At 69.1% G+C, this 15,016-nt stretch carries 15 protein-coding genes; 9 read left to right on the top strand and 6 right to left on the bottom strand.

What is annotated here, in order from left to right; translation table 11 throughout:
* Positions 1–332: 332 nt before the first annotated feature.
* Positions 333–1,937 (bottom strand): LysM peptidoglycan-binding domain-containing protein, encoded by a 1,605-nt coding sequence (locus tag FG99_RS02020; RefSeq protein WP_043266958.1) that lies wholly within the window; start codon positions 1,935–1,937, stop codon positions 333–335.
* Between the two features lie 79 nt (positions 1,938–2,016).
* Positions 2,017–2,796 carry a hydroxyacylglutathione hydrolase gene (gene gloB / locus FG99_RS02015; protein WP_043266956.1) on the bottom strand — a complete coding sequence of 260 codons (780 nt, stop codon included), beginning with the start codon at positions 2,794–2,796 and terminating at the stop codon, positions 2,017–2,019.
* 125 nt (positions 2,797–2,921) lie between these two features.
* On the opposite strand from gloB, the gene FG99_RS02010 reads away from it, so the two are divergent.
* The 3 genes from FG99_RS02010 to dnaQ all read left to right on the top strand — a co-directional run bounded on the left by FG99_RS02010 (position 2,922) and on the right by dnaQ (position 4,996).
* Complete coding sequence (locus FG99_RS02010; protein WP_009619115.1) at positions 2,922–3,680, top strand: class I SAM-dependent methyltransferase; 759 nt, start codon at positions 2,922–2,924, stop codon at positions 3,678–3,680.
* A 69-nt stretch (positions 3,681–3,749) separates the two neighbouring features.
* The gene (gene rnhA, locus FG99_RS02005; RefSeq protein ID WP_009619116.1) at positions 3,750–4,196 is read left to right on the top strand and encodes a ribonuclease HI; all 447 of its coding nucleotides are present in this window, start codon (positions 3,750–3,752) and stop codon (positions 4,194–4,196) included.
* 56 nt (positions 4,197–4,252) lie between these two features.
* Positions 4,253–4,996 carry a DNA polymerase III subunit epsilon gene (gene dnaQ / locus FG99_RS02000; RefSeq protein WP_043266954.1) on the top strand — a complete coding sequence of 248 codons (744 nt, stop codon included), beginning with the start codon at positions 4,253–4,255 and terminating at the stop codon, positions 4,994–4,996.
* 169 nt (positions 4,997–5,165) lie between these two features.
* Here dnaQ and glpK read toward each other — a convergent pair whose 3' ends face one another.
* On the bottom strand, positions 5,166–6,677 hold the full coding sequence (gene glpK, locus FG99_RS01995) for a glycerol kinase GlpK (protein ID WP_043267902.1): 1,512 nt from the start codon (positions 6,675–6,677) through the stop codon (positions 5,166–5,168).
* A 161-nt stretch (positions 6,678–6,838) separates the two neighbouring features.
* On the opposite strand from glpK, the gene ybaK reads away from it, so the two are divergent.
* A complete protein-coding gene (gene ybaK, locus FG99_RS01990) occupies positions 6,839–7,309 on the top strand; it encodes a Cys-tRNA(Pro) deacylase (protein WP_043266952.1) in 471 nt (156 codons plus the stop codon).
* A 93-nt stretch (positions 7,310–7,402) separates the two neighbouring features.
* Complete coding sequence (locus FG99_RS01985; protein WP_043266950.1) at positions 7,403–8,188, top strand: PhzF family phenazine biosynthesis protein; 786 nt, start codon at positions 7,403–7,405, stop codon at positions 8,186–8,188.
* A gap of 187 nt (positions 8,189–8,375) precedes the next feature.
* Here FG99_RS01985 and FG99_RS01980 read toward each other — a convergent pair whose 3' ends face one another.
* Together FG99_RS01980 and FG99_RS01975 are read right to left on the bottom strand one after the other, a co-directional pair.
* On the bottom strand, positions 8,376–9,713 hold the full coding sequence (locus FG99_RS01980; protein ID WP_043266948.1) for a heavy metal sensor histidine kinase: 1,338 nt from the start codon (positions 9,711–9,713) through the stop codon (positions 8,376–8,378).
* Positions 9,710–10,390: a heavy metal response regulator transcription factor gene (locus FG99_RS01975; protein ID WP_043266946.1), complete on the bottom strand. Its 681-nt coding sequence runs from the start codon at positions 10,388–10,390 to the stop codon at positions 9,710–9,712. Before FG99_RS01975 ends, FG99_RS01980 begins: the two co-directional genes overlap by 4 nt.
* 150 nt (positions 10,391–10,540) lie before the next feature.
* On the opposite strand from FG99_RS01975, the gene FG99_RS01970 reads away from it, so the two are divergent.
* Entirely contained in the window at positions 10,541–11,059 is a 519-nt protein-coding gene (locus FG99_RS01970; protein WP_043266944.1) for a copper-resistant cuproprotein CopI, read from the top strand.
* A gap of 260 nt (positions 11,060–11,319) precedes the next feature.
* Positions 11,320–12,150 carry an NADPH-dependent 7-cyano-7-deazaguanine reductase QueF gene (gene queF / locus FG99_RS01965; RefSeq protein WP_043266942.1) on the top strand — a complete coding sequence of 277 codons (831 nt, stop codon included), beginning with the start codon at positions 11,320–11,322 and terminating at the stop codon, positions 12,148–12,150.
* Between the two features lie 371 nt (positions 12,151–12,521).
* Here queF and FG99_RS01960 read toward each other — a convergent pair whose 3' ends face one another.
* Positions 12,522–13,331, bottom strand: coding sequence for an IclR family transcriptional regulator (locus FG99_RS01960; RefSeq protein WP_043266940.1), 810 nt, complete (start codon positions 13,329–13,331; stop codon positions 12,522–12,524).
* Between the two features lie 144 nt (positions 13,332–13,475).
* Between FG99_RS01960 and FG99_RS01955 the strand changes: the two genes are divergently transcribed.
* Complete coding sequence (locus FG99_RS01955) at positions 13,476–13,862, top strand: Zn-ribbon domain-containing OB-fold protein (protein ID WP_009619130.1); 387 nt, start codon at positions 13,476–13,478, stop codon at positions 13,860–13,862.
* On the top strand, positions 13,859–15,010 hold the full coding sequence (locus FG99_RS01950; protein ID WP_043266938.1) for a thiolase: 1,152 nt from the start codon (positions 13,859–13,861) through the stop codon (positions 15,008–15,010). The genes FG99_RS01955 and FG99_RS01950 overlap by 4 nt, the downstream gene beginning before the upstream one ends.
* The last annotated feature ends 6 nt before the right edge of the window (positions 15,011–15,016 follow it).

The raw sequence follows: 15,016 nt of genomic DNA, 5'->3' as shown, positions 1-15,016 counted from the left end.
GCAAGGGGCGGCAGCGGACGCACGACGCGGCGGGCGACGGCGCGCCGGCGTTTGCACGGGCGTCCCGAGAGGGCCACGGTAACAGCTTGTATTGCGGGGAAAAAGCTCGGGCCGGATGCTTAGGCCGTGCTTTCGGGGAAAAAGTTGCCGGGGGCGGGCGGCTCCGTGCTCGGCGCCGAGGGAGCTGTGGCCAAGGTCAAACGGCGGATAACGCCGTAGGCGTTATGCGCCCTACGCCAGGCCCACCCTGGGCGTAGGGCGAATAACCGTTCGCGGTTATCCGCCGTTACACCGCGCCTGCCGCCAACGCCATGGCTGGGCCGGGCGGAAAATCAACGACTCGCGGTATCGAGATAAAGCGTCAGCGTCTGCCCAGGCTTGAGCGCGTGGGCGCTGCTGCGCGGGTTCCAGCGCTTGATGTGCTGCATCTCGACGTTGAAGCGCTTGGCGATCAGGTACATGGAATCGCCCTGCTTGACCTTGTAGTAGGTCGCCGCTTCCTGCTGCTGCTTGGCCTTGCCGCTGGCGCCGCTGCGCGATGCCAGCTGGGTGGCGCCTTGCAGCTTGAGCACCTGGCCGGGCTTGACGCCGTGGCTGTCCAGGCCGTTCCAGCGCTTCAGGTCGTCGACGCCGACGCCGGTGGCGCGGGCGATCTGCCAGAGGTTGTCGCCGCTCTTGACCTTGTAGCTGCGGGTGGCGTTGGCCAGGCTGGGCGCCTTGGTCGCGCCGGCCTTGGCCACCTGGCGCGCGGGCTCCAGTTCCGGCATGCGGCTGCCCTTGGCCGGGATCAGCAGCGCCTGGCCGTTGCGCACGCGGTTGGAGCTCAGGCGGTTGCTGCTCTTGAGCTCGGCCACGCTGATGCCGTGCTTGGCCGCGATGCTGCGCAGGCTGTCGCCGCGGCGCACCTTGTACTGCTTCCAGCTCACCAGGTCCTGGGGCTGCAGGGAGGCGAGGCCGGCCTTGAGCCGTTCCACCTTCTCCTTGGGCACCAGCAGCTGCTGCGGGCCGTCCATGGTGATGCGGCGCTTGAAGGCCGGGTTGAGCAGGTACAGCTCGTCCTCGTCGAGTTCGGCCAGCGCCGCGACGCGCGACAGGTCCAGGCCGGGCTTGACCTTCACCGCGGCGAAGTAGGATTCGTTGGCGATGGGGTTGAGGTTGATGCCGTAGGCTTCCGGCGACATCACCAGCTGCGACAGGGCCAGCAGCTTGGGCACGTAGTCCTGGGTTTCCTGGGGCAGCGGCAGGTTCCAGTAGTCGGTCGGCAGGCCGAGTTTCTGGTTGCGCTCGATGGCGCGGCTGACGGTACCTTCGCCGGCGTTGTAGGCGGCCAGGGCGAGCAGCCAGTCGCCGTTGAACATGTCGTGCAGGCGGTTCAGGTAGGTCAGCGCCGCGTTGGTCGAGGCCTTGATGTCGCGGCGGCCGTCGTACCAGCTGGTCTGGCGCAGGTTGAAATGGGTGCCGGTGGTGGGGATGAACTGCCACAGGCCCACCGCCTGGGCGCGGGACACGGCCAGGGGGTTGTAGGCGCTCTCGATCATCGGCAGCAGCGCCAGTTCCAGCGGCATCTGCCGCTCTTCCAGGCGCTCCACCACGTAGTGCATGTAGGGGCTGCCGCGCTCGGAGGCCTGCTCGATGAAGGCCTGGTTGCTGACGAACCACAGGCGCTGGCGTTCGATGCGCGGGTTGGTGTCGGTGGCGTCGGCCTGCAGCTGGAAGCCGTGGCGCATGCGCTGCCAGATGTCGCTGTCGGCGTAGGCCGGGTTGAACTGTACGTCCACCGCGCGGCTGGCGGGGCGGTAGGTCAGGGTGTCCTGGTCGGTGCCGCTGTGCTGGCTGGTCTGGCAGCCGGCGAGGGCGCCGGCGCCGAGCAGGACGGAGACTCGTATGGCACGAGCCAATGCGTCTAGATCGCTGGTCTTACTGGTCTTTGGCGGCATTGGCGGATGACTTTGTCCAGGGTAAAAATTTCGGGGATTCTAGAAACCGCGCCGGACGTGGTCAAGATTTCGCCAGACCTCAGAATTTATCTTTCCATTGCCGAATGACCGCAAAAACCTCTGCGGGGCTGGCTACCGGCCCGCCGTTCCGCTCGTCGGCGGCTTTTTTCACGCTGTTTTCCGAGGTGCGCAAAAAGGGGTTGGTGGCCCGTTCCAGGGCGATGCTGGAGGGCAGGCTGATCCGGCCCTGCTCGCGCCAGGCGCTGACCTCGTCGAAGCGCGCGGCCAGCTCGGCGTTGCCGGGCTCCACCGCGCGGGCGAAGCGCAGGTTGCTCAGGGTGTATTCGTGGGCGCAGTACACGCCGGTGGCGCCCGGCAGCGCGGCGAGTCGGCCCAGGGAGGCGTGCATCTGCGCCGGGGTGCCCTCGAACAGGCGGCCGCAGCCGCCGGCGAACAGGGTGTCGCCGCAGAACAGCAGGGGCGCGTCGGCGTCCGCATGGTAGTAGGCGATGTGCCCGAGGGTGTGGCCGGGCACTTCGATGACCTCGAAGCCCAGTCCCAGCACTTCGACCTGCTCGCCGTCGCGCAGCGCCAGGTCGATGGCCGGGATACGCTCGCCGGCCGGGCCCAGCACGCGGGCGCCGCTGGTCTGTTTCAGGCGCGCCACGCCGCCGACGTGGTCCTGGTGGTGGTGGGTGACCAGGATGTCGGCCAGGCGCCAGCCCGGGTGCGCGGCCAGCCAGGCCTCCACCGGCGCGGCGTCGCCCGGGTCGACCACCGCGCAGGTCCGGGTGGTCACATCCTGCAACAGCCAGATGTAGTTGTCGGAAAAGGCGGGTAGCACGTCGATCTGTATCATGGCCGGATGTCGCTAAGCGGAATAGGTTGGCGCATAGTAGTGCGAATGTGCCGTCCTGTGTTCGCCGAACGGCGTCGACCGCCCTCCCGGCGGCGACAGCCAACCTGTTTCAGGGGGTGGTGAGAATGGAACGAGAACCCTTCGCCCAGGCCGATGCCGACTGGCTGGAGCTGATCGCCGAGGCGCGCGACTGGTTCGCCGGGCCGCTGGGCGCCATGATGCTGGCCGAGGAGCAGCGCCTGCTCTGCGACGAGCTGCAGCGCTACTTCGGCGGTTACCTGGTGCACTACGGCCCGCACGCCGAGTTGCCGGAGAGCACCGGCAACATCCAGCGCGGCGTGCGCCTGGGGCCGCCGCTGCCGGGCGTGGAGATCGCCTGCGACGAATGCGCCTGGCCGCTGGGCGAGCACGCCGCCGACGTGGTGCTGCTGCAGCACGGCCTGGACTTCTGCCTGTCGCCGCACCGCCTGCTGCGTGAAGCCGCGCGCAGCGTGCGCCCCGGCGGGCACCTGCTGGTGATCGGCGTCAACCCGCGCAGCGCCTGGGGCCTGCGGCATTATTTCGCCTCCGACGGCCTGGGCCGGGCGCGCTGCATTTCCCCCGGGCGCGTCTGCGACTGGCTCAACCTGCTGGGCTTCGCGCTGGAGAAACGCCGCTTCGGGTGCTATCGTCCGCCGCTTGCCTCGGCTGCCTGGCAGACGCGCCTGGCGCGCATGGAAGGCTGGGGCGCGGGCCTGAAGGGCACCGGCGCCGGCTTCTACCTGCTGGTGGCGCGCAAGCTGGTGGTCGGCCTGCGGCCATTGCGCCAGGCCCGCCGCGAGGCCCGCGGCCAACTGGTGCCGCTGCCGGTGGCCAAGGTCAGCCGGCGCGATTCCGAAATCTAGCGACGGCCTTCGCCAGTCCCTCGTGCCACCATCCCGGGGCGGGACGCCGTGGGCCGTACTGAAGGTGATATGAGCGAAGAAGAGAAGGTCGTCATCTATACCGACGGCGCCTGCAAGGGCAACCCCGGCCGCGGTGGCTGGGGCGCGGTGCTGTTCTACAAGGGCGCCGAGCGCGAACTCTGGGGCGGCGAGCTGGAGACCACCAACAACCGCATGGAGCTGACGGCGGCCATCATGGCCCTGGCGGCGCTCAAGCGGTCCTGCGAGATCCGCCTGGTCACCGACTCCGAGTACGTGATGAAAGGCATCAAGGAATGGCTGCCGAACTGGAAGAAGCGCGGCTGGAAGACCGCCGCCAAGCAGCCGGTGAAGAATGCCGACCTGTGGCAGGCGCTGGACGAGCAGGTCAACCGGCATAATGTCGAATGGCAGTGGGTGCGCGGCCACACCGGGCACCCCGGCAACGAGCGCGCCGACATGCTCGCCAACCGCGGCGTCGCCGAACTGCCACGCTGAATATTGCAACGGGCGCCCTCGGGCGCCCTCCCTGGTCAAAGCAACAAGGTCCCGAAATGCGCAGCGTCGTACTGGATACCGAAACCACCGGCATGCCGGTCACCGATGGCCACCGGATCATCGAGATCGGCTGCGTCGAGCTGGAAGGCCGCCGCCTCACCGGCCGCCACTTCCACGTCTACCTGCAGCCCGATCGCGAGATCGACGAGGGCGCCATCGCCGTTCACGGCATCACCAACGAGTTCGTCAAGGACAAGCCGCGCTTCCGCGAGGTGGCCGACGAGTTCTACGAGTTCATCCACGGCGCCCAGCTGATCATCCACAACGCGGCGTTCGACATCGGCTTCATCAACAACGAGTTCGCTCTGCTGGGGCAGAGCGAGCGCGCCGAGGTCAGCGACTACTGCTCGGTGCTCGACACTCTGATGATGGCCCGCGAGCGCCACCCGGGGCAGCGCAACAACCTCGACGCCCTGTGCAAGCGTTACGGCGTCGACAACTCCGGCCGCGACCTGCACGGCGCACTGCTCGACGCCGAGATCCTCGCCGACGTCTACCTGGCGATGACCGGTGGCCAGACCAGCCTGTCGCTGGCCGGCCAGGGCGCCGAGGGCGACGGCAGCGGCCGCCCGCAGCCCAGCGCGATCCGCCGCCTGGCGGCCGGCCGCGCGCTGACCCGGGTGATCCGCGCCAGCGACGAGGAACTGGCGGCCCACGCCGCGCGCCTGGCCGCGGTGGAAAAATCCGCCGGCGGCCCCTCGCTATGGGCGCAGATGGACGCCCCCGCCGCACAGGAATAACCGACAGACGTAGGGCGTATAACCGTTCGCGGTTATCCGCCGTTTCACCTTAGCCCCAGGCCACTGCGGAGCCAAACCCGAAGCCCCTGTCCGGACCACTCCGACCCTGACCGTCAAGCCGGGCATGGGCTCGGGCACATCGGCGTACAACCGTTCGCGGTTATACGCCCTACGGCTCCGCCCAGCCCCTGGTCCGCTCCACCGCCTTCTTCCACCCCGCATATAGCCGCTCCCGCTCGGCCGCCTCGCAGTTGGGCTGGAACACCCGCTCGATCACCGCCTTGCCCTTCAACTCGTCCAGGCCCTGCCAGAAGCCACTGGCCAGCCCCGCCAGCACGGCGGCGCCCAGCGCCGTGGTCTCGCGCATCTGCGGGCGTTCCACCGGCGTGCCGAGGATGTCGGCCTGGAACTGCATGAGGAAGTTGTTGGCCACCGCGCCGCCGTCCACGCGCAGGGCGCGCAAGGGCTCGCCGGCGTCCTGCTGCATGGCGTCGAGCACGTCGCGGGTCTGGTAGGCGATGGATTCCAGGGTGGCGCGGATCAGGTGGTCGGCCTTCACCCCGCGGGTCAGGCCGAACAGCGCGCCGCGGGCGTACGGGTCCCAGTAGGGCGCGCCCAGGCCGGTGAAGGCCGGCACCAGGTAGACGCCGTTGCTGTCCTTGACCTTGCTGGCGAAGTACTCGGAATCGTGGGCGTCGTTGATCACCTTCAGCTCGTCGCGCAGCCACTGCACCGTGGAGCCGCCGTTGAACACCGCGCCTTCCAGGGCGTACTGCGGCTCGCCGCGGGGCCCGCAGGCGATGGTGGTGAGCAGGCCGTGGGTGGACTTCACCGCCTTGGCGCCGGTGTGCATCAGCAGGAAGCAGCCGGTGCCGTAGGTGTTCTTCGCCTGGCCGGGCTCCACACAGAGCTGGCCGAACAGCGCGGCCTGCTGGTCGCCGGCGATCCCGGCGATGGGCGTGCGGTGCACGCCCAGGCCGCCGACCCGCGCCTGGCCGAACACCCCGGAGGAGGCCTGGACCTTCGGCAGCATGGCCCGGGGAATGTCCAGGGCCGCCAGCAGGCGATCGTCCCAGTCGAGCTTGTGGATGTCGAACAGCAGCGTGCGCGAGGCGTTGCTGTAGTCGGTGACGTGCACCTCGCCCTCGGTGAGCTTCCACACCAGCCAGCTGTCCACGGTGCCGAACAGCAGCTCGCCGCGGCGGGCGCGCTCGCGGGCGCCGTCGACGTTGTCGAGGATCCACTTCAGCTTGGTGCCGGAGAAATAGGGGTCGATGACCAGCCCGGTGGTGTCGCGGATGTAGGGCTCCAGGCCGTCGGCGCGCAGTTGCTCGCAGATGCCCGCGCTGCGCCGGCATTGCCAGACGATGGCGTTGTGGATCGGCCGGCCCGTGGCCTTGTCCCACACCACCGTGGTCTCGCGCTGGTTGGTGATGCCGATGGTCGCCACCTCGCCGAAGCCGATGCTGGCCTGGGCCAGGGCCTCGACCAGGGTCGAGCTCTGGGTGGCCCAGATTTCCATGGGGTCGTGCTCGACCCAGCCGGCCTGGGGATAGATCTGCGCGAATTCGCGCTGGGCCACGCTGACCACGTTGGCGTCGCGGTCGAAAATGATGGCGCGGGAACTGGTGGTGCCCTGGTCGAGGGCGACGAGGTATTTCTTGTGCTGGCTGTCGGTCATGACGTTGGCCTTGTGCTGCATCCGGCAGAGCCCGGGTCGTCTGCGACCTTAGGCCATTCCGCGCGCCGGGTGAAGGGCCGCGCGCGCAGGCGGCGGTGGCGGATTCGGCCGCCGGCCCTTGCTATGCTTGGGCATCGTTCACGGACAGACCCCGGACCGCCATGACCCCCGCCATCGACCTGCTGAAGAAGGCCCGCGCCGAGCACCGCGTGCTGAGCTACGAACACGATCCCAAGGCGCCGTCCTACGGCCTGGAGGCCGCCGAGAAGCTCGGCCTGGAGCCGGCGCGGGTGTTCAAGACGCTGCTCGCCGCCACCGAGAAGGGCGAGCTGCTGGTGGCCGTGGTGCCGGTGGCCGGCAGCCTCGACCTGAAGGCCCTGGCCCATGCCGCCGGGGCGAAGAAGGCCGACATGGCCGACCCTGCCGCCGCGCAGCGGGCCACCGGCTACCTGGTCGGCGGTATCAGCCCGCTGGGGCAGAAGAAGCGCCTGCGCACCTTCATCGACGAGTCCGCCCGGCAGTACCCGAGCATCCACGTCAGCGCCGGGCGCCGCGGCCTGGAGGTGGAGCTGAGCGCCGAGACCCTGGCCGGGCTGACCTCGGCCAGTTTTGCCGCCATCGGCCGGGCCTGAGGGCGCGACTGTGCCGATGCGAAAGTCGCACACTGTATAGCAGCGCCGAACGCGCGGGACGGCATGCTGGAGCCCCATTCAGAGGAGAACGCCATGCAGCTCGAATTCCACCAGGTCGATGCCTTCACCCATCGTCCGTTCGCCGGCAACCCGGCCATGGTCTATCGCCTGGACGCCTGGCTGGCCGACGAGCTGATGCAGAACATCGCCGCCGAGCACAACCTGTCGGAGACCGCCTTTCTGGTCCGCGAGGCCGATGGCTGGCGCATCCGCTGGTTCACCCCGACCGCCGAGGTGCCGCTGTGTGGCCACGCCACCCTGGCCAGCGCCCATGTGCTGTTCGAAGTGTTCGGCGAGCCGGGCGAGCGCCTGGAGCTGAACTCGCTGTCCGGCCCGCTGCGGGTGTACCGCGAGGACCAGCGCCTGGCCCTGGACTTCCCGGCGCAGCCGCCCCACGAGGCGGGCAGCACCGTGGAGCTGGAGCAGGCCCTGGGCCTGCCGGTGGTCGATGCGCTGAGCACCACGGCGCACCTGATGGTGCTGCTGGAATCGGAAGAGGCGGTGCGCGCCTGCAAGCCGGACTTCGTCGCCCTGGCGAAGCTGCCGTACCTGGGCGTGATCGTCACCGCGCGGGGGGAGGGCGAGCACGACTTCGTCTCGCGCTTCTTCGCCCCGGCCATCGGCATCAACGAAGACCCGGTCACCGGCGCCGCCCACTGCTGCCTGATCCCCTACTGGTCGCAGCGCCTGAGCAAGCTGCAGTTGCGCGCCTTGCAGTGCTCGGCCCGCGGCGGCGAGCTCTGGTGCCGGCTGGAAGGCGACCGCGTGCGTATTGCCGGCCAGGCGCGGCTGGTGGCGAGTGGGCGGCTGGTGATTTGACGGTGGGCTTGGGTGTGGCGGCGTATAACCGCGAACGGTTATACGCCCTACGGTGGGCTTGGCGTAGGGCGCAAACGCCTACGGCGTTATCCGCCGTTTGGCCTTGGTTCCAGGCGGCTCCGGGGCTGACCTGGGCACGGCTGGGGGCTTGGGTGTGGCGGCGGATAACCGCGAACGGTTATTCGCCCTACATTTCCGGCGGTAATTCGATGATGAGGCGTGTCCAGCCGTCTGCGGATTCGGCGCGGATGCGGCCGCCGTGGGCCTGGACGATGGAGCGGCAGATTGCCAGGCCGAGGCCGGCGTGCACGCCCTGGCCCTCGCGCTGGGCCGCCTCGCGGTGGTGGAAGCGGTCGAACAGCCTTGGCAACTGCTCGGCGGGGATCGCCGGGCCCTGGTTCTCCACGCTGACCTGGCCGGGCCGCAGGCGCACGCGGACGGCGCCGCCTGCGGGGGTGAAGCGCAGGGCGTTGTCCAGCAGGTTGGCCAGCGTCCGGCGCAGCATGCCGCGGTCGCCGCGCACCTGCGCCTGGCCCTCGCGCGCCAGGTGGACGCCCTGGTCCTCGGCCAGCGGCGCGTAGAACTCCAGCAGGGCGTCCACTTCCGCGGCCAGGTCCAGGCTGTCGCGCCCGGGGGCCAGCAGGCCGTGGTCGGCCTTGGCCAGCAGCAACATGTCGTTGACCATGGCGGTCAGCCGCTGCAGTTCCTCCAGGTTGCCGTGCAACGCCTCGCGGTAGTCGTCCTCGCCGCGCGGGCGCGACAGCACCACCTGGGTCTGCGTCAGCAGCGCGGTGAGCGGCGTGCGCAGCTCGTGGGCGATGTCCGCGGAGAACGCCGACAGGCGCTGGAAGGCCTCCTCCAGGCGCGCCAGCATGGCGTTCAGCTCGCTGGCCAGGCCGCGCAATTCCGCCGGCAGGCGCGCGGCGTCCAGGCGCGTGGTCAGCGACTGCGCCGACACCTGCGCCGCCACTTCGCGCATGCGCCGCAGCGGGCGCAGGCTGGCGCGGGTGGCCCAGGCGCCGAGCAGCGCGGTGGCCAGGGCGGAGAGGCCCATGGTCAGCCAGATCAGCTGTTGCATGCGGCCAAGGAAGTGCTGGTGGTGGGTGATGTCCAGCACCAGGGTCAGCTGGCGCCCGGCGGGCTCGGCCGGGTCCAGCGGCACGCGCATCTCGCGGTAGGCGGGCGGTTCGCCCATGCCCTCCATGCCGCTGCTCATGCGCGGCGGCTCGTCCAGCCAGCGCTGGCCGTCGGCGCCCTCCAGGCGCAGGCCCAGGTCCGGGTGGCGCGTCAGTTCGTGCTCCAGCGTCCCGCGTTGAGTGGCCAGGCCGGCGGGGTCGCGCACCGGGCCGAGCAGTTCGCGGAAGAAGGGCAGGCGGCCGGCCATCGCCTGGCGGTCCAGCTCGACGAAGTGCGCCTCGCTGGCGCGGCTGAACACCACCCCGGCGATCAGCGACACGGCCGCGGTGCAGGCGGCGAACAGCAGGCTCAGGCGGACGCCCAGCGAAACCCGCGCGGCGGCGCTCACGGCGCGCGCTCTTCGAGCACGTAGCCCATGCCGCGCACGGTGTGGATCAGGCGCTGCGGGAAGTCGTCGTCGACCTTGGCGCGCAGGCGGCGGATGGCCACCTCGATGACGTTGGTGTCGCTGTCGAAGTTCATGTCCCACACCTGGGAGGCGATCAGCGACTTGGGCAGCACCTCGCCGTGGCGGCGCAGCAGCAGTTCCAGCAGGGCGAACTCCTTGGCGGTCAGCTCGATGCGCCGGCCGCCGCGCTGCACCCGGCGGCGCAGCAGGTCCAGCTCCAGGTCGGCCAGTTGCAGCACGGTCTCCTGCAACTGCTGGCCGCCGCGGCGCAGCAGGGTGCGCACGCGGGCCAGCAGCTCGACGAAGGCGAAGGGCTTGACCAGGTAGTCGTCGGCGCCCTGTTCCAGGCCGCGCACGCGGTCCTCCACGGCGTCGCGCGCGGTGAGGAACAGCACCGGCAGGGCCAGGCCGGCCTGGCGCACCGACTGGAGGATCTGCCAGCCATCGCGGCCGGGCAGCATGACGTCGAGGATCGCCAGGTCGTAGCCGCCGGACAGCGCCAGTTGTTCGCCCTCGGCGCCGTCGCCGCAGAGGTCCACGGCATAGCCGGCCTCGCTCAGGCCTTGGCGCAGGTACTGGCCGATGCGGGGTTCGTCTTCGACGATCAGCAGTTTCAAGGTGGATGGCCTCCGTGGCGGGAATGCCGGTCATTGTATCCAGCGCTGCCGATGGCGCCGCCAAGCTGACACAACTGTAATCTTCCCGACAGCCAACCGGCAGGTGGCCGGCGGCAACATGGGGGCAATCATCTGCAAGAGGTCCGCATCATGCGTACACGCCAACTGTTCAATGCCGCCATCCTCGGCCTCGCCGCCGCCTTCGCCCTGCCGGCCCTGGCCGACGCCGGCCACGGCCATGGGTACGACTTCGGCAAGCCGGCCGCGGCCGCCCAGGCCACCCGCAGCGTCGAGGTCACCCTGGGCGAGATGTACTTCGAGCCCGAGTCGCTGCAGGTGAAGGCCGGCGAGACGGTGCGCTTCGTCATCCACAACAAGGGCAGCCTGCTGCACGAATTCAACCTGGGCAACGCCGCCCTGCACGCCGAGCACCAGAAGGAAATGCAGCAGATGCAGGCGATGGGCATGCTCACGCCCACCGGCATGGGGCACGGCATGGACCATTCGAAGATGATGAAGCACGACGACCCCAACAGCGTGCTGGTGGAGCCGGGCAAGACCGCCGAGCTGACCTGGACCTTCACCCGGGCCACTGAGCTGGAATTCGCCTGCAACATCCCCGGCCACTACCAGGCCGGCATGGTCGGCCGCCTGACCGTCGAGCCCTGAGCGTCGGCGCAATCGCGGATGAATCCGCTCCTACGCCTCCAGGGAAGCACGGCTTTTCGTAGGATGGCGTTGAGCGAAGCGATACCCATCAGCGCAACCGCATGGGTTTCGCAAGCTCAACCCATCCTACGAAAGGCGCTCCGAGGCCGCCAACCGTCACCCAGGCATCCCGCGCCTGCTGAAACCACCGGGGCATTTGTATACACTTGCCCGGCCTGCCACCCCGGCGGGCGCCGACACGATTTCCGCAGGTCCATTGCATGCAGCATCCCGCCGAACACTCGCCGCTGGGCAAATCCAGCGAATACGTCTCCACCTACGCGCCCGAGCTGCTGTTCCCCATCAGCCGCGCCACCAAGTGGGCCGAGCTGGGCCTGGACGGCGCCAACCTGCCATACTGCGGCGTGGACATCTGGAACTGCTACGAACTGTCCTGGCTGACCCCCGGCGGCAAGCCGGTGGTGGCCATCGGCGAATTCGCCATTCCGGCGCAGTCGCCGAACATCATCGAGTCGAAGTCCTTCAAGCTCTACCTCAACTCGCTGAACCAGAGCCCGTTCGACAGCCGCGAGGCGCTGCGGGCGGTGCTGGAGCGCGACCTGTCCGCCGCCGCAGGCGCCCCGGTGGGCGTGCGCCTGCGCAGCCTGGACGAAGTGGCCGAGGAGGGCGTGGCGAAACTGCCCGGCCGCTGCATCGACGACCTCGACATCGCCGTGGACAGCTACGACCATCCGCGCCCGGAGCTGCTGCGCTGCGACGATGCCCGGCGGGTGGACGAAGTGCTCTACAGCCACCTGCTGAAATCCAACTGCCCGGTTACCGGCCAGCCGGACTGGGGCACCCTGGTGGTGGACTACGCCGGCCCGGCGCTCGACCCCGCCAGCCTGCTGGCCTACGTGGTTTCCTTCCGCCAGCACCAGGATTTCCACGAGCAGTGCGTGGAGCGCATTTTCCTCGACCTGCAGCGTCTGCTGCAGCCCAGCCGGCTGACCGTTTATGCACGCTATGTGCGTCGTGGCGGGCTGGATATCAATCCCTACCGCAGCAGCGGTGAGATCGCGCCGGACAACCGTCGGTTGGTGCGGCAGTAACGACGGCTTCATCGCGGACGGAGATTCCGGCGCGATTCGCGGATGAGATCCGCTCCTACGCTGCGCCACCCGCGCCATTCCCCTGTAGGAGCGCGCCCTGCGCGCGATATCGCGCGCAGAGCCCCTCCGGTTCCAGGAAGCACGGCTTTTCGTAGGATGGCGTTGAGCGAAGCGATACCCATCACCACGGCAGCATGGGTATCGCAAGCTCAACCCATCCTACGAAGAGCTCATCGGCGCAAGACAGTTGCTCCTACAGTTGTCGTGAGGCATGGAGTTTCCTCGTAGGAGCGGACTCCGGCCGCGCGATCGTAATCCCCTCGCGTCATTCCCGCCGAATGCCTTTCCCGATACTGAATGGCATTCTGATTCTACGCCTTCCTGCCCTTGCCCTGGGGAAAGAGCGCGCGGCCAATGAAGCTGGCGGTATCGCGCAAACTGCTGCCGATGCTTTCCAGTTCATCGCGGCGATGTTGGGCGCTGATGCCGATGGCGGAGATGATGAAGCGCGGCTGCCGGTCGCGGTCGGTGACCGCGCTGGCGACCATGCTCATGCCGCGGTACAGGTGGTCCTGGTCCATGGCCCAGCCGCGTTCCAGGGCTTCGTGGGCGTCGGCCTGGTACTGCTCGAAGGCCGGCGGGTTCTCCCAGCGCACCCGCGACAGGCGCCGGCGCAGTTCGTCCTCCGGCAGCTGGCGCAGGCCGGCGATGCAGCGCCCGGCGGCGCCCACCAGTTCCGGCAGGCGCGTGCCCATGGCCACGTTGACGTGGGCGATCTGCGGCTCGGAGCGGGCGATCACGCGGATGTGCGCGTCGTCCGTGACCTGCCAGAGGGCGACGAGTATCCGGTGGGCCAGGCTCAGGCGCTCCAGTTCCGGCTGGATCAGGTCGGCGTAGCTGCGGCCGATGAAGCTCACCGCCAGTTCCGACAGGCCCAGGCCCAGCTGGTAGGTCTTGGTCTCGTTGTCGAACGACGCCAGCTGCTCGTTGTGCAGCGTGCGCAGGATATTGAAGGCGCTGCTCGGGCTGATGCCGGTGGCGCGGGCGATGGCGGCCACGCCTTCGGGGGCTTCGGCGTGGGCCAGGTGGCGGAGGATCTGAATGGCGTTCACCACGGCCCCTACATCCTTGGTGCTGGCGCTCTTGGTACTGGCTTCCGGTGCGGTTTCGTTATTTTTCATATTCAGTATTCGGGTTGACATTCAGCGGGGTGAATATATGCTGGCTTCACGGAGCGCACAACCGCTGCCCTGAAGTCGCCGGTTGGTGCGTCCACGTCGTTGCACTTTGCAGCAAAGGTCGAACAAGAATAAAGGAGGACCTACGTGGCAGATCTCCCCGAGTGCGTCGTTCCGGGCCCTGAGGCCCAGTACCTCGCCTTCCTGGCCCAGGGCCGCTTCATGCTGCAGCGCAGCCGTTCCACCGGGCGCTACGTCTTCTACCCGCGCAACCTGGTGCCGGGCAGCGGCGAGACGGACCTGGAATGGGTGCCGGCCAGCGGCCTGGGTACCCTCTATGCGATCACCGTGAACCGCGCCCGAGGCGGCGACTACAACGTCGCCCTGGTCGATCTGGACGAGGGCGTGCGCATGATGTCGCGCATAGAAGGCCATCTCGAACTGCCCATCGGCGCCCGCCTGAAGGCGCGCATCGTCGAGCAGGAAGGCACCCCCGTGGTGGTGTTCGACGCGCTTGCGCAGGTGCAGCCATGAGCCAGGTCCTGCGCGGCAAGACCGCCATCGTCGGCATCGGCAGCGCCGGCATCGGCGAGGCCCCCGGCCACAGCGCCATCGAACTGCTCGGCCAGGCCTCGGTGAAGGCCATCGCCGACGCCGGGCTGAAGCTGTCCGACATCGACGCGGTGTTCGCCGCCACCAGTTCCCACGCCTTCCCGACGCTGTCGGTCTGCGAATACCTGGGCATCCGCCCGAAGTTCGTCGACGGCACCAATATCGGCGGCTCCAGCTTCGAACTGCACCTGCTGCAGGCCACCCTGGCCCTGGAAGCCGGGCTGTGCGACGCGGCGCTGATCTGCTACGGCTCCAACCAGCGCACCGCCGGCGGCAAACTGGTGTCGATGAGCGAGCCGCAGTGGCACGAGACGCCCTACAAGCCGCGCCACCCGATCACCGCCTACGCCCTGGCCGCCAGCCGCCACATGCACCAGTACGGCACCACCCGCGCGCAGCTGGCGGAGGTGGCGGTGGCCGCGCGGGGCTGGGCCAATCTCAACCCCGAGGCCTTCGCCCGCGGCCCGCTGACCGTCGAAGAGGTGCTCGCCGCGCGTATGGTTAGCGACCCGCTGAGCAAGGCCGACTGCTGCCTGGTCACCGACGGCGGCGGCGCCTGCGTGCTGGTGCGCGCCGAGCGCGCCCGCGACCTGCCGAATGCGCCGGTGTACTTCCTCGGCGCCGCCGGCGCGCAGTGGCACCGCTCCATCGTGGCGATGCCCGACCTCACCGTCACCGCCGCCAGCGAAAGCGGCCCGCGCGCCATGCAGATGGCCGGGGTGACGCACGCCGACATCGACCTGGTGATGCTCTACGACGCCTTCACCATCAACACCCTGCTGTTCCTCGAAGACCTCGGCTTCTGCCCGAAGGGCGAGGGCGGGCGCTTCGTCGAGGGCGGGCGTATCGCCCCCGGCGGCGAGCTGGCGGTGAATACCAACGGCGGCGGGCTGTCCTGCGTGCATCCGGGCATGTACGGCATGTTCCTGATCATCGAGGCGGTGACGCAGTTGCGCCGCCAGGCCGGCGAGCGCCAGTTGCGCAAGGCCGACGTCGCCCTGCTGCACGGCAACGGCGGCACCCTGTCCAGCCAGGTCACGGCCCTGCTCGGCACCCAGTCGGTGCTCTGAAACCCC

The organism is Pseudomonas sp. AAC (genome assembly GCF_000725445.1).
Taxonomy (GTDB): domain Bacteria; phylum Pseudomonadota; class Gammaproteobacteria; order Pseudomonadales; family Pseudomonadaceae; genus Pseudomonas; species Pseudomonas citronellolis.
Note: the sequence above shows the minus strand (reverse complement) of the source record. Positions and strands in the feature narration are given on the sequence as shown.

What these genes read in the sequence shown, in the direction of transcription:
- FG99_RS02020 (WP_043266958.1), bottom strand. Translation starts at nt 1,937, where the DNA reads ATGCCGCCAAAGACCAGTAAGACCAGCGATCTAGACGCATTGGCTCGT.
- gloB (WP_043266956.1), bottom strand. Translation starts at nt 2,796, where the DNA reads ATGATACAGATCGACGTGCTACCCGCCTTTTCCGACAACTACATCTGG.
- FG99_RS02010 (WP_009619115.1), top strand. Translation starts at nt 2,922, where the DNA reads ATGGAACGAGAACCCTTCGCCCAGGCCGATGCCGACTGGCTGGAGCTG.
- rnhA (WP_009619116.1), top strand. Translation starts at nt 3,750, where the DNA reads ATGAGCGAAGAAGAGAAGGTCGTCATCTATACCGACGGCGCCTGCAAG.
- dnaQ (WP_043266954.1), top strand. Translation starts at nt 4,253, where the DNA reads ATGCGCAGCGTCGTACTGGATACCGAAACCACCGGCATGCCGGTCACC.
- glpK (WP_043267902.1), bottom strand. Translation starts at nt 6,677, where the DNA reads ATGACCGACAGCCAGCACAAGAAATACCTCGTCGCCCTCGACCAGGGC.
- ybaK (WP_043266952.1), top strand. Translation starts at nt 6,839, where the DNA reads ATGACCCCCGCCATCGACCTGCTGAAGAAGGCCCGCGCCGAGCACCGC.
- FG99_RS01985 (WP_043266950.1), top strand. Translation starts at nt 7,403, where the DNA reads ATGCAGCTCGAATTCCACCAGGTCGATGCCTTCACCCATCGTCCGTTC.
- FG99_RS01970 (WP_043266944.1), top strand. Translation starts at nt 10,541, where the DNA reads ATGCGTACACGCCAACTGTTCAATGCCGCCATCCTCGGCCTCGCCGCC.
- queF (WP_043266942.1), top strand. Translation starts at nt 11,320, where the DNA reads ATGCAGCATCCCGCCGAACACTCGCCGCTGGGCAAATCCAGCGAATAC.
- FG99_RS01960 (WP_043266940.1), bottom strand. Translation starts at nt 13,331, where the DNA reads ATGAAAAATAACGAAACCGCACCGGAAGCCAGTACCAAGAGCGCCAGC.
- FG99_RS01950 (WP_043266938.1), top strand. Translation starts at nt 13,859, where the DNA reads ATGAGCCAGGTCCTGCGCGGCAAGACCGCCATCGTCGGCATCGGCAGC.